This is a genomic window from Brachybacterium huguangmaarense, from assembly GCF_025725725.1.
Taxonomy (GTDB): Bacteria; Actinomycetota; Actinomycetes; order Actinomycetales; family Dermabacteraceae; genus Brachybacterium; species Brachybacterium huguangmaarense.
In genome coordinates, this window is record NZ_CP107020.1 from 529,908 (window position 1) to 544,249 (window position 14,342).

Genomic DNA, 14,342 nt, shown 5'->3' on the forward strand with positions numbered 1-14,342 from the left:
CGGAGAAGGTAGTCATATGGTCAGCCGAGCCCTCTGAGAGAGTCGGCCGACCATATGACTACCTCTTCCTGCAGCACGCAGCGACCGACCTCGACGCCCCTGCTCAGCGCCCCTCGAGCTCCGTGACGTCCTCGGGGATGTCGTCCCGGGCGGCGGCCGGGGGTCGGGTCCGCGGCGACCGTCCCGCCGAGAAGTCCGGCAGCGAGCCGTCCGCGCCGAGCGCCCCGGCGCCGGCAGCGGCGGCTCCCGCACTGCCGCCGCCCGCGGGCTTGACGGTCTCGTCCTGTCCGAGCCGGCGCATGCGTGCCCGCACGAACGGGTCGGCGGCGAGCTCGGTGCGCGTGCCGATCGGCGGGGCGATGAGGGCGAACGGCGTGCGGCGTCGCATGTACCGGCCCGCGGGTCCGTAGACCACGTCGCGCAGGCCGCCCTGCATGCCGCGCAGCACGGCCGGGTAGGTCAGCGGCGTGAGCACGACGAGGTCGATCGTGATCCAGGTCCACGCCATCGGGTCGAGTGTGCCCGCGACGCCCAGCCCGATCGCGAGCAGGACCGTCGCCGCACCCATGGCGATCGTGTCGATCGCGGCCGTGGTGCGGCACACCGCGACCTCCCACGGGTTCACGGCGGCCCGCTGGGCCCACGTCGGTGCGGTGCGCAGGTCCGTGACGAGCGCGCGCTGCGGCTCGGCCAGCCGCATCGCGACGAGGGGCGCGAGGGCCATCGCGGCCAGCAGGAGCGCGAGCAGCAAAAACCCGATCGCGTAGGTCGGCCAGGGCAGGCCGGTGCGGATGGTGGTGTCGAGGGACGAGCTGATCCGGGTGAAGAAGACCGCCGCATCGCCGATGCCGAAGGCGAGCCACATGGTCGGCAGCAGCACCGGCCCCCACCACGTCACGAGGGAGCGCACGGTCACGAACAGGGACCGGAGGACGGCGGGCCCCGGATCGACCGGCCCGCTCGGCGGGAGATGGCGGCGGTCCTGGGCGATCGCGTCCTCCCGGAACTTCCCGGAGCGGGTCACCTCGCCGTCTCGGGGCCGCAGCAGAGCGGGCACGTCGAGCAGACGGCGCACGATCGCGGAGGCGACCCACGTGAGGCCGACGCCTCCCGCGAGCCCGGCGATCGCGCCGTAGCTGAGGTCCTTCCACTGCAGCGGCGCCTGGCAGAGCACGGCCAGCAGCAGGAGGGCGATCGCCGCGACGGGCGGCAGCACGAGCACGCGGGCGATGCGGGTCGACACGGCCCGGCGCGCCCCGACGGCCGTGAGGTGCCGGCGCGGGTTCACGCGGGCGGCCGCCGCCGAAGCGACGGGGAGCAGTGCGAAGCTCAGCGCGGTGCCGACGATCGGCACGAGCACCAGGAGGAGCACGATGCCGCCGAGGCTGAAGCCGACGAGGGACAGGACCGCCGTGAGCGGCACGCCGCCCGTGGCGAGCAGGAGCGGGGTGAACGCCCACAGCGTGGGCGAGGCGGAGTGGATGTAGCCGATCGCGAGCAGGAGCCACAGCGCCAGCAGGACGAGCCCCGGCTTCCAGAACCCGCGGCGCAGACGCGCCGTGAGCTCGGCGCGGGACTCGAGCAGGATCTCCGAGGGGACCGCGGGCGGATCGGCGGGCAGCCGCGGCGGGGCGGGCAGATCGTGCAGCGGCGGCCGGGACGGCATGCCATAGGTCCCGGCAAGGTGCGGTAGCGGCACGGAGCGCGGCGGCGGTGCGGAGCGCGGGGCCGGCACGGAGTGCGGAGGCAGGGCGCCGGGAGGCGGACCAGCCGTCGCGGGCTGCGGGACCCTCGGGCCCGGCGGCGTCGAGACCGACATTCCCGGGTGGGGGCTCGGCACGCCCGCGTGGGGGCCCGGCGGCGATCCCGGCACGCCCGTGGCCGGATGGGCGGGGCGGGCCGGCACCTGTCCCTGCGGTCGGGAGGGCGGGGGCGGCGGCCCGGGCTGTCCGTAGGTCATGCGGCGATCAGACCGTCTGGCGCCCCGTGAAGGCGCGCCCGAGCGTCATCTCGTCGGCGTAGTCGAGGTCGCCGCCCACCGGGAGCCCGGAGGCCAGCCGGGTGACGGTGATGTCCATGGGCTGCAGCAGCCGCGAGAGGTAGGAGGCGGTCGCCTCCCCCTCGATGTTGGGGTCCAGCGCGAGGATGATCTCCTGCGTCTCGCCCGAGCCGAGGCGCGCCATGAGCTCCTTGATCCGCAGATCGTTGGGGCCGATGCCGCCGATCGGGTCGATCGCGCCGCCGAGCACGTGGTAGCGGCCCTTGAACTCGCGGATCCGCTCGATCGCGACGATGTCCTTGGACTCCTCGACCACGCAGATCACGGCCTCGGTGCGGCGCGGGTCCGAGCAGATACGGCAGGTCTCCGAGGCCGACACGTTCCCGCAGATCTCGCAGAAGCGCACGGTCTCCTTGACGGTCACGAGCACCTCGGCGAGACGGCGCACGGACGCCTCGTCCGCATCGAGCAGATGGAACGCGATGCGCTGAGCCGACTTGGGGCCGATGCCCGGCAGCTTGCCGAGCTCGTCGATGAGGTCCTGGACGATGCCTTCGTACACGGCTGCCACTCTAGGCGAGAGGGCCGACATCCCCGCCTGTCGGCGCCCGCTGTTCGCGGCGAGCGCGACGGGAGGGGTCGAGGCACGGCGCGCCGTCCGACGGCCGGACCGCCGACGTGACGCACCCTGCGCGGGTCGCCACCCGCGCGCAGCTCAGCGGCCTCCGGCCTCAGTGGGTCTCGTCGATGACCTCCAGGACCGTGCCGCCGAGCATCTGCTCGACGATCTCCTGCGGGCGGCGCGAGGTGTACTGGGCGTCCTCGTCGTCACGGGAGGCGCCGCCGGTCGGATCCTCGGGTGCCGGCTCGACGTCCCCCGGTCGGACCGCACGGCTGCCCGAGCGGTTCGTCGGCCCGGCGGCGCGCGAGGCGAGCGCCGCCTCCCGCACGAGCGCGGCGCCGCTGCGGCTCGCCGAGCGCGGTCCGCTGTCGGGACGTGCGGACGGGGCGGGCGCGGTGCCGCGGGCCGCGGCCGACGACGTAGAGGAGGGACGTGTTCCGGACGCCGAGTCCGCCGGCGCCGGCGACACGGGGCCGGACGGTGCGGGGCCGGCCTGCGCACGGTCGGAGGACGCACGGTCCGAGGATGCGCGGTCGGGGGACACGGAGCCGGGCGGGGCATCGCGGCTCTCCCACCCCTCCCCTGTCGCCGCGGAGCTCGTCGTCGGGGCCTCCGCGGTGGTCGCCTGGGGAGCGGTGGCGCCCGTGCGGGGCTCGGTGCGCACGGGACGACCGGTCTCGAGGGCGCGGCGCAGCGCCTCCTGGCCGTGCGTGCGCGGGGTGTCGTCCGGCAGGGAGTCCCGAGAGTCGTCGGGAATGACGATCGGGGTGAGGTCCGGGGCGCCCACCGGGGCGGGCTCGGCGGGCCGCTCCCGATCCGCGCTCACGCCGGCCGCAGACCCGGGGTCGTCCGTCGACGGGCCGGCGGCGCCACCGCTCCGGGCGGGGCCGCGCAGGTCAGCGTGCTCCTCGGGGTCGGCTGACGCCTCGGGTGCCTGGCCGCGAGCGTCCGGCCGTCGGGAAGTAGCTTTCTGACCACCGTCTGCGGGGGCGCGACCGCCGGTCGCCGTGGGCCGGGCCTCGCGAGCAGCGGGGGCGGACCTGTCCGCCGGCGCCGAGAAGCCGTCACGAGCCGGCGCGGCCGACGACCAGTCCCCCGACATGCCCGGATCGGCGGCGTGAGCCTCGTAGGGGTCCGGCGGATACGGGTCGTCGGGCTCGGGCGGGAGATCGTCGTCGGCCGGGAAGCCGGGGCCGCCCGCCGCCATGCCTCGTGGCGAGGTTGCCGCGGAGCGGTGCTCGCCGGCGGTTCCTCCGCGCCGCTCTGCCGGGGCGCCCGCACCGGAGCCGCCGCCTCGCGACTGCTGGCCGCGGCCGTCTGTGCCGGTCGCGCCGCTCGCCGGCCGGCCAGGAGCGTCACCTCGCGGCGTGCTCGGGCCTGCGCCCTGCGGGGCGCGACCATCGCGGCCGCCAGGACCGCCGCCCGGGCGGCCCCCGCCACCGCGGCCGTCGGGTCCCTGCGGGCCGCCGCCGGCCTCGGGGTTCTCCCCGACCACCGCCTCGACCATCACCTCGCGTCGCATGACCCGGCGCACGGCGTCGGCGACATTGCCCGCGCCGGTGCCGCGGTGGAACGCGGCGAGCAGCCCGTCGGTCGCGAAGCCGAGCACGAGAGTCGAGTCCTGGGCGGCATGCACGTGGGCGTTCTGCGAGACGAGCGCCCAGGTGGGACGGCGGATCTGCTGCAGCTCGTCGAGGATCGCCGACCAGTGGCCACGGACCTCGTCGGCGTCGAGGCCGCCCTCGCCGCCTGGCGCGGCGGCGCCGGAACCGCCGTCCGCCTGTTCGTCGGAGTGCGGGAGCACGCCGCCGTGCAACGGCGCGGCGCGATCGACCATCTGCTCGCCCGCGCCCGACTGCGCGGCGCCGGGACCCTGCACACGACCGTCGTCGCGGGACGCCTCCGGCCCGGCACCGCGCCCGTCCGCGGACGCAGGCTCCTGGGGGGCGGCGCGGCCGCCGATGGGCGCCACGGGCCCCCAGTCGTCGTCCGTCGAGAGAGCCGCCGCGGGGGCGTCCTGCCGACCCGTGTTCGGCGCGGAGCGGGGCCCCGAGGGACGCGGCGCCCCCTGCGTGCTGGGGCTGCGATCGCCCGCCTCGCTCCGAGGATCTGCCGCCTGGGGTCGAGTGCTCGAGGCGGCCTGGTCTCCCGGGGCCTCCGGACGCTGTGCGGGGTGGGGCCGGCCGCCGGTCTCTGTCGAGACCGGGGTGCCGCTGCGCACGTCGCCGGCGCGCTCGCCGTCACGGGCGCGCCGTGCCGCCTCGGCCTGCTCCTGTGCGATCTGGCGGGCACGATCGCGTCCGCTCGCCTGGCCACCCGCGGCGGGGCGCCCGGCCGGTGCGCCCTGCCCGCGCGGCGGAGCGTCGGGCGCGCCGACCGGCGCCGCCTGCGCACGCTCGTCACGCAGCACGAGGCGCGCCGCGAGCAGCTCGAGGTGGACGCGCGGGGAGGTGGCCCCCGACATGGTCGAGAGCGTCTCGTGCACGAGGTCGCCGCAGCGGGACAGGTCCGCCGTCTCGAAGCCCTCGATCTGGTCACGCATGCGGGCGAGCTCGTCGGCCGGATGCTGGGGCAGCAGGTCCTCGCCGCGCTCGGGCACGGCGGACAGCACGATCAGGTCGCGCAGCCGCTCGAGGAGGTCCTCGACGAAGCGCCGCGGCTCCTGGCCCGAGGCGATCACCTGCTCGACGGCGCCGTACATGCCCGCGGCGTCGCGTCGCGCGATCGCGTCGACGGCGGTGTCGAGCAGGGCGGTGTCGGTGAAGCCGAGCAGCGCGATCGCGGTCGCGTGGTCGATCCCGTCGTCGCCGGCACCGGCCATGAGCTGGTCGAGCACGGAGAGGGTGTCGCGCGCCGAGCCGCCGCCGGCGCGCACCACGAGCGGCAGCACGCCGTCGCCGACGCGCACGTCCTCGGCCGCGCAGATCTGCTCGAGGTAGGGGGTGAGGACCTGCGGCGGGATCAGGCGGAACGGGTAGTGGTGGGTGCGCGAGCGGATGGTGCCGATCACCTTGTCGGGCTCGGTCGTCGCGAACACGAACTTCACGTGCTCGGGCGGCTCCTCGACGAGCTTGAGCAGGGCGTTGAAGCCGGCCGACGTGACCATGTGGGCCTCGTCGATGATGAACACCTTGAAGCGGTCCCGCGCCGGGGCGAAGGTGGCGCGCTCCCGCAGCTCGCGCGCGTCGTCGACGCCGCCGTGGCTCGCGGCGTCGATCTCCACGACGTCGAGGCTGCCAGGGCCGCCGCGGGCGAGGTCACGGCACGAGTCGCACTCGCCGCACGGCGCGTCGGTCGGCCCCTCGGCGCAGTTCAGGCAGCGCGCGAGGATGCGCGCGCTCGTGGTCTTGCCGCAGCCGCGGGGGCCGGAGAAGAGGTAGGCGTGGCCGATGCGCCCGTGGCGCAGGGCGCGCATGAGCGGCACCGTGACGTGATCCTGGCCGATGACATCGGCGAAGGTCTCAGGGCGATAGCGACGGTACAGAGCGGTGGCCACCCCCACAGGCTAGTGGAGGGCACCGACGTCCGAGACGGCCGTGCACAGCGCCCGCAGCGAACCCGGAGGCCGCGCGGACAGGTGGGGCGGTTGGACTGGTCGAGGGCAGGCCGGCGGCCGGGCAGGTCGGGGGCAGAACCCGCGGGCAGGCCGCGCGGGGCAGGCCAGGTGGCCACGCGGGGCAGGCCGCGCAGGCAGGCCGGGTGGCCACGTGGGGCAGGCCGCGCGGGCCGGCCGGGTGTCCAGTGGTGCGAGAGGGAGCAGGCGCGACCCTGGAGCCATCCATCCTGGTCGTCCCGACATGTCCGCTGGCGGACCCTCGCACGCCGGCCACGGTCCGCGAGCAGGCACCCAGCCCCGCTATCGGTCGTCCGGCACACCACGCCACGGACTCCCGCCCCCACCCGGGCCAGCCGGCCGCTCAGCGTCGCAGGACGTGGCGCAGGGCGCCCTCGAGCTCCGGGTAGGCGGCCTCGAATCCGCTGTCGCGCAGCGTCGCGTCCGACACGCGCTGGTCGGCGCGCACCAGCTCGCGCGCTCCTTCTCGGCCGAGCAGCAGGGCGGGCCCGGCGGCCGGCACGGGCACGACGGCGGGACGGTGCAGCACGCGGCCGAGCGTCGAGGCGAGCTCCCGCGCGGTCGCCGGATGCGGGGCGACGGCGTTGACGGGCCCCGCGAGATCCGCCGTGAGCAGGGCGTGCGCGTACGAGCGCACCATGTCGTCGAGCGTGATCCAGCTGCTCACGGCGTCGGGCGGGGCCAGACGGCCGCCGAGACCGAGCAGGAACAGCGGCAGCTGGGGCAGGAGCGCTCCCCCGCCGTCGGACAGCACGATCCCGGTGCGCAGATGCACGGTCCGCACGCCCGCCTCGGCGGCACGCCGGGTCGAGGACTCCCAGGCCCGGCACACCTGCGCGAGCACGTCGTCGCCGCCCAGGTCGCCCTCCGTGAGCAGCTCCCCGGGCCGCTGCGCCCCGTAGTACCCGATCGCGCTCGCCTGGACCAGGACGCGCGGCCCGTCGGACATGCCCGCGATGGTGCGGGAGATGAGCTCGGAGCTCGAGACGCGGGAGGACAGGATCTCCTGCTTCGCCTCAGGCGTCATGCGGGTGGCGATCGAGCGGCCGGCGAGGTTCACGACGGCGTCGACGCCCTCGAGGTCCGCCGGGTCGAGCACGCCGCGCTGCGGGTCCCACGAGATCTCTCCCTCGCCCGCCTCGCGTCCGCGCACCATGCGTCGCACGCGGTGCCCGCCCGTCTCGAGGAGGGCGGCGAGCTGGGTGCCGATGAGACCCGAGGCCCCCGCGATCGCGACCGTGAGCCGTGGCGCGTCGGCGTAGCGGGCATGGAGGTCGAGGTCGTCCCGCAGCTGCTCGGTGCGGAAGGTCAGGGTGCGGCGCACCTGGTCGGCGAGGGCGGCATCGGCCACGCGGCCACCGCCCGGAGCCTCGGCCTCGATCGTGTCCCGGACCGTGGTGCCGGATCCGTCGCCGCGCAGCTCGTGCACGTGATGCCACAGGCGGAACGGCCCGGTCACCTGCCGGTCCTCGAAGCGCAGGGCGTCGTCGTGCTCGGCGAGCGCCGCGTGTCGCAGCGTCCAGCGGGGCCGCCCGGTCGGCAGCATGCCCGGGCCGAGGTGCACGCTGACGCGACGGCCGACGTCGAGTCCCCCCTCGGCGGGCCGGTCGATCGTGGCGAGGCCGGGCGGGGTGAGCCGCACGAGGGCGCCGGGACGGCGATGCCACGCGGCGACGTCGGCGAACGGGTGGTCCAGGTGGTCGGTGGACTCGATGCGCATGGCATGCCTCCGGGGCTGACGCGGGATCGTGGCTCCACGCTACCGGGGCCCGCGCCGTAGGAGGAACGGCCGGCCGGTCGGTCGGGTGCGCCGACACAGAGGTGACGCTGAGAGCCGCACCCCTCCGATTCTCGAGGGCTGCGGCTCTCAGCGTCACATGTGTGCGCCGCCCGGCCCCGTAAGCCGCTCGGGCGGGGACGTCAGCGCACCGCGGGAGCAGCCGCGTCAGCGCGTCGCGTCGACCTCCTCCTCGGAGCGCCCGTCGCGCTGGGCGCGCTTCTCGGCGCGCTCGATCCAGAAGTCCGCGTTCTCGATGCCGAGCTTCCGCGGATCGAACTGCGGGTCGAGCCCGGCCTTCTTCTGCTGCCGGTAGTCCTTGAGCGCCTTGAGCGCCGGGAACTGCAGCACGAGGATCGCCAGGATGTTGAGCCAGGCCATCGCGCCCACGCCGATGTCGCCCAGCCCCCACGCGGTGCCGGTGCTCGTGGACAGGCCGCCCACGAGCACGGCCACCATGATGAGCACGCGCAGCACCCACACCAGGGCGCGTCGCGCCGTGTGGTTCGGGACCCAGCGCATGAGGTAGGTCAGGTTGGTCTCGGCCATGTAGTAGTACGCGATGATCGTCGTGAACGCGAAGAACAGCAGCGCGAACGCGATGAATGAGGCGCCGACGCCCGGGAGCATCGTGTCGAAGCCGGCCTGGGCGAAGCCCGGGCCCACCTTGACCGAGTCGGCCAGGCCGCCGGGGCCCTCGGTGAGGATCTGCGAGGGGTCCTCGACGGCATCGGAGTAGACGCGGTACATGCCGGTGGACAGGATCATGAACGCGGTCGCGGAGCAGACGAACAGGGTGTCGACGTACACCGCGAAGGCCTGCACGAAGCCCTGCTTGGCGGGATGGGACACCTCGGCGGCGGCGGCCGAGTGGGGGCCCGTGCCCTGGCCGGCCTCGTTCGAGTAGAGGCCGCGCTTGACGCCCCACTGCACGGCGAGGCCCCAGATCGCGCCGTACACGGCGTTCATGCCGAAGGCCGAGGAGAAGATCTCGCTGAAGACGGGCACGATCTGGTCGGCGTTGACGACCATGAGGGCGATCGCCGCGATGATGTAGATGATCGCCATGGCGGGCACGACGAGCGACGCGAAGTTCGCGATGGTCTTGACGCCGCCGATGATGATGACCGCGAGCACGACGAGCACGACCACGGTGGGCACCCACAGCGGCAGACCCCACGCGCCTTCCATCGAGGTGGAGATGCCGTTGGCCTGCACGCCCGGCAGGAAGAAGCTCAGGGCGATCACGGACACGATCGCGAAGATGATCGCGTAGACCTGGGAGAAGCCCCGGCCGCGCGTGTGCCTGTAGGCCTTCTCGATGTAGAAGGCGGGGCCGCCGCGGTACTCGCCCGTGTCGCGGTCGCGCTCCTTGAAGATCTGGCCGAGCGTGCACTCGATGTACGACGTGGCCGATCCGAGGAACGCCATCATCCACATCCAGAACACGGCACCGGGGCCGCCGAAGGCGATGGCCGTGGCCACGCCCGCGATGTTGCCGGTGCCGACGCGGCCGGCGAGCGAGATCATGAGCGACTGGAACGAGGAGATGCCGGAGGCGGACTTCTCGCCGCGGACGATCTGCCGCAGCATGTCGGGAATGTTCCTGATCTGCAGCAGGCCCGTGCGGATCGTGAAGTAGAGGCCTGCGGCGAGGCACAGGACGATGAACGGGGTGCCCTGGATGTTTCCGGACAGCCACCCGATGAGGTCGGTCATCTGCGGACTCCTCGTGGTCGGGGAAACGGGACCTGCATCAAGGGGGAAGCAGGCGTACGGCGTCCGGGCGGTGGCAGAGCACGCCGATGCCGGTGGGCACGGGCGGGTCCGCGAGGCGGTCGCCGCTCGGATAGGCACCGAGTGTGGCGGACATCTCCCCGTCGGGAGAGCAGTTTTCCGTGCCGGAGCCGACTTCGTTGTCGATCCGTGACCTTGGCCGGCGCCCCCGCGGGGCGGAGATCGCGCACCTCGCGGAGCATCGCGGGCCGCTCGCGGAACATCGCGGGGCGTCCGCGCCGGTCGACCTTGCGCACGTGCCCGGGCGGGTCGCGGCCGACGGCTCTGCCTGCGTCCGGGCATGGAAGGACCCCTCGCGCACCTGCCAGAGCCCGCCTGCCCTTGCTGCCGTCAAGCCCTGGGGGAGTTCAGCGAGGTGACACCGCACGAGGGGTCGCGGACGAGTCTAGCCAATGCCCCGGGGCGGTGCGAACCCGCACGTCGCCCCGCCGCCCGCATCACGAGGAACGCGGCGAGGAGCCACAGCGCCCAGCCGCTCGCCTCGACGATCCAGAACGCCCCGTCCCCGCGCTCGGACGCCGGGGAGAGGAGGTTCTGGTCGATCGCGACGCGCAGGCTGTTGAGGAGGCCGTGCCCGAGCACCGCCGGCCACACGCTCATCCCGAGCACTCGCAGCGTCGACAGCAGCGGAGCGACGGCGAGGATCACCAGCAGGTAGGCGACGAGCTCGCGACCGGCGAGCCCGAGGGCGATCACGATCGGCAGGTGCCAGAGGGCCCAGAGCACGCCGATGACGAGGGAGGAGGCCCAGAAGCCGAGCGGGCTGAGCGTCGTCTGCAGCCATCCGCGCCAGCCCAGCTCCTCGCCGATGCCGAAGAGGGTCTGGAGGACGAGCACGACGGGCACGGCGACCACGATCATCGCGATGCCGTCGCCTGCGCCGAGCTGCGCCGATCCGGTGACCAGCGCGATCGCGGCGCGCACCAGCGGGACCGAGGCGAAGGCGAGCACCGCGACTCCCGCGGCCTGCCAGAGGGCCCTGCGGGACGGGACGGTGAGGGTGAGGGCGTCACGCCTCCGGACGGATCGGTCGCGCACGATCAGCGCGGCGATCAGCGGGGCGAGCTGCGCGATCGGGACGACGAGACCCACGGCCTCCTCCGGGAGGACGCCGAGGGCGAAGGGCACGGAGAGCAGGCCGGAGGCCGCGAGGGCGATCGCGAAGAAGGCGGCCACGCGGGTCCAGCGAACCCGGGTCGGCGTCGCCGCGATCGCGGCGGACGGGGAGAGGGGCATGGTCTCGCTCCTGGGATGGAAGGGCGCCCACCGGATCGGGCCGGCCGGGTCGTTCACTGCCCTCGACGCTACGGAGGCGCCGACCGTGCCGACATGGTGGATCCCGCCGTCCCTTCCGGGGGAGAACCCGAGGTCCCGACGCCCTCTCTCGGGGGACCGCTGCCACGGACGGCGTCCCGGCTCTCGTCGTCGACCTCGAGGCCCGCTCCCTCGGCGCTCCGTCCCGCTCTCCCCGGCGAGGCCCCTGGGTCACCGGCGTCGAGCTCACGCGACGTGGTCACGACGCGCTGCTCGATCGCGCGCCGCCGCATCGAGGGCCCGTCGGGGAACAGCGGGATCCCCGGCGCACGGGCGAGACGGTGCCGGCGACGCCGAGCACCTCGGGTCAGCTCGACACTCAGGTCAGCTCGACGCCCGGGTCAGCTCAGCCGATGCGGCGGAGAGACCGTCTTGGCGGGGTCGGTCTCCGGGATGTCGCCGAGCACCTCGTCGATGCGTCGCAGGGTCTCGGCGTCGAGGCGCACGCCCGACGCCTTCACGTTCTCGGTCACCTGCTCGGGCCGCGAGGCGCCGATGATCGCGCCGGCGACGTTGTCGTTCGCGAGCACCCACGCCACGGCGAGCTGGGCCATGGTCAGACCCAGGTCGTCGGCGATCGGGCGGAGGTTCTGGACCGCCTCGAGCGTCGGATCGTCGAGGAAGCGCTTGATCATGTCGGCGCCGCCCTTCTCGTCGCGCGCCCGCGACCCCTCCGGCGGCTCGGCGCCCACCTGGTACTTGCCGGTCAGGATGCCCTGCGCGATCGGGGACCAGACGATCTGGGAGACGCCGAGCTCGCGCGAGTCGGGCACCACGCGCTCCTCGATCACGCGCCACAGCATCGAGTACTGGGGCTGGTTCGAGACGAGCTGGATGCCGAGGTCGCGCGCCAGGTGGTGCCCCGCCCGGATCTGGTCGGCGGTCCACTCCGAGACCCCGATGTACAGGGCCTTGCCCGCGCGCACGACGTCGGCGAAGGCCTGCATCGTCTCCTCGAGCGGCGTCTCGTAGTCGTAGCGGTGGGCCTGGTAGAGGTCGACGTAGTCGGTCTGCAGACGCCGCAGGGAAGCGTCGATCGACTCGCGGATGTGCTTGCGGGACAGGCCGGTGTCGTTGTGGCCCTTGGGGCCCGTCGGGAAGTAGACCTTGGTGAAGATCTCGAGCGACTCGCGGCGCTCGCCCTTGAGCGCCTCGCCCAGGACCGTCTCGGCGGCCGTGTTGGCGTAGGTGTCGGCCGTGTCGAAGCTCGTGATGCCGCTGTCGAGAGCCGCCCGCACGCAGGCCCGCGCCCGCTCGTCCTCGATCTGGGAGGCGTGGGTGAGCCAGTTGCCGTAGATGATCTCGCTGATCTTGAGGCCGCTGCGGCCCAGGTATTTGAATTCCATGCCGTCAGACTACGAACCCCCGCCGACAGATGCATGGGCGCCGTCGCGGGGCCGCCCGCGGAACCCGTCCGGACCTCCTGACCTCCGTGCGCCGTCGTCACCCACTCTCGGACCAGCGCGACGCCGGGACGGGGGCGCGCACGAGCGCGGGCGCGGGCACCCTCAGGCCATGAGCCCGCTGGCGGACCGTGCCGGCGAGGCCACGGTCCGCCAAAGGACACGAGCGCGACGCCACGGTCCGCCAGCAGCCACGAGCGCGACGTCAGCCCCCTGCCCCGCGCGCCCCGCGCGCGCCGCCCGTCACTCGCCGAGGTAGATCCCGTTGCCGGGGCCGAGCGGCAGATCGGCGAAGAAGAACACCGCGAGGATCGCGGCCCAGATCAGCCAGAACGGCACGACGAAGGGCAGCATGCGCGCGAACAGCGTGCCGAGTCCGGCCTGCGCCTCGTACTTCCGCAGCATGCCCAGCAGCACGACCATGTACGGGTTCATGGGGGTGATGATCTGGGTCGCGGAGTCGCCCACGCGGAACGCCGCCTGCGTGAACGCCGGCTCGTAGCCGAGCAGCGCGAACATCGGCACGAACACCGCGGCCATGATCGTCCACATGCCCGAGCCGGAGATGATGAACAGGTTGAGCACGCTCGCCAGCAGGATGAAGCCGAGCACCGCCCCGAAGCCGGTCAGGCCGATCCGCTCGAGCCCCTCGGCGCCGGTCACGGCGATCCACGAGCCGATCCCGGACCAGTTGAACAGCGCGATGAAGTTGCCCAGGATGAAGGCGAGCACGAGGAACGGCAGCATCTCCTTGATCGCGTCGGTCATCATGCGCACGGCGTCTCCAGTGGAGCGCAGGGTGCCCGTGACCATGCCGTAGACCAGGCCCAGCACGACGAAGTACGCGAACACCAGGAACACGATCGAGTCGAGGAGCGGGGACTTGGGCAGGAAGCCGCCGTCCTCGTTGCGCCACGGCGAGGAGGGCAGGAGCGCCGCGACGAGCACGACCGCGGTGAGCACGACGCCCGCGATCACGGCCGCCACGAGCCCGCGCTTCTCGACCGGGCTGAGCTTGGCGCGCATGTGCTCGGCCGAGGTGCCGGAGTCGTCCCCGTCCTCGAGCGTCTCGTCGCGCGGCACGTCCTGGCGCACGAGCCGGGGCTCGATCACGCGGTCGATGATGAAGCCCGCCATCGCGCCGAGGATGATCGACGCGGCGATGTTGAACCACCAGTTGGAGATCGGGTTGACGGTGGTCGCGCCGAGCCCCGGCAGGGTCTCCATGACCGAGTTGGTGATGCCGGCGAACAGGGCGTCGAGGCTGGTCGGCACGATGTTGGTGGAGTAGCCGGCGCCGGCCGCGGCGAAGCCGCCGAGCAGACCCGCGACGGGATGGCGCCCGGCCGCCTTGAAGACGAGGGCGGCGAGCGGCGGGACCACCACGAACGCGGAGTCGGCCATGATCGAGGCGATCACGCCGACGAAGCCGACCACGTAGGGCAGCGCCCAGGCGGGCGACGAGCCGAACATGGTCCGGATCCCCGCGGCCAGCAGCCCGGAGTGCTGGGCGATGCCGATGCCCAGCAGGATCGGCATCACGGTGACGAGCGGCGGGAAGCCCATGTAGTTCTGGCCGATGTTCGAGGTCAGCCAGGTCAGGCCCTCCCCCGTGAACAGGCCCTTGATGACGGTGGGCTCGTCGGAGCCGGGCACCTCGACGACGACGCCGGCGAGCGCCATCGCGGTCGAGACGATGCCGGTGATCGCGAACAGGATCAGGAACAGCATGAACGGCTCGGGCAGCTTGTTGCCGATGCGTTCGACGCCGTTGAGGATCCGGTCGCCGAATCCTCGGGGGCCGGCGCTCGGGGCAGGGGTGGCGGTCATCGGTGCTCCTGGGGCGGGGTGTCGGG

General features: G+C 73.8%; 7 protein-coding genes, 1 other RNA gene and 1 pseudogene. All 9 read right to left on the reverse strand.

Annotated elements, in window-relative coordinates; all coding sequences use genetic code 11:
* Positions 1-103: 103 nt before the first annotated feature.
* A complete protein-coding gene (locus BRM3_RS02380) occupies positions 104-1,666 on the reverse strand; it encodes a hypothetical protein (protein WP_263594509.1) in 1,563 nt (520 codons plus the stop codon).
* A gap of 301 nt (positions 1,667-1,967) precedes the next feature.
* A complete protein-coding gene (gene recR, locus BRM3_RS02385) occupies positions 1,968-2,561 on the reverse strand; it encodes a recombination mediator RecR (protein ID WP_318152431.1) in 594 nt (197 codons plus the stop codon).
* Positions 2,562-2,730: 169 nt separating this feature from the next.
* Positions 2,731-6,117 (reverse strand): DNA polymerase III subunit gamma and tau, encoded by a 3,387-nt coding sequence (locus BRM3_RS02390; RefSeq protein WP_263594511.1) that lies wholly within the window; start codon positions 6,115-6,117, stop codon positions 2,731-2,733.
* 421 nt (positions 6,118-6,538) lie between these two features.
* A complete protein-coding gene (locus BRM3_RS02395) occupies positions 6,539-7,915 on the reverse strand; it encodes a TIGR01777 family oxidoreductase (protein WP_263594512.1) in 1,377 nt (458 codons plus the stop codon).
* Positions 7,916-8,140: 225 nt separating this feature from the next.
* On the reverse strand, positions 8,141-9,691 hold the full coding sequence (locus tag BRM3_RS02400) for an alanine/glycine:cation symporter family protein (protein WP_263594513.1): 1,551 nt from the start codon (positions 9,689-9,691) through the stop codon (positions 8,141-8,143).
* Between the two features lie 359 nt (positions 9,692-10,050).
* Positions 10,051-10,147, reverse strand: an RNA gene (ffs, locus tag BRM3_RS02405) — signal recognition particle sRNA small type.
* A gap of 237 nt (positions 10,148-10,384) precedes the next feature.
* Positions 10,385-11,005, reverse strand: a pseudogene (locus BRM3_RS15020) (CPBP family glutamic-type intramembrane protease); the annotation flags it as partial.
* A gap of 419 nt (positions 11,006-11,424) precedes the next feature.
* Positions 11,425-12,429, reverse strand: coding sequence for an aldo/keto reductase family protein (locus tag BRM3_RS02415; RefSeq protein WP_263594514.1), 1,005 nt, complete (start codon positions 12,427-12,429; stop codon positions 11,425-11,427).
* Between the two features lie 300 nt (positions 12,430-12,729).
* Positions 12,730-14,316: an AbgT family transporter gene (locus BRM3_RS02420; protein WP_263594515.1), complete on the reverse strand. Its 1,587-nt coding sequence runs from the start codon at positions 14,314-14,316 to the stop codon at positions 12,730-12,732.
* Positions 14,317-14,342: the final 26 nt, after the last annotated feature.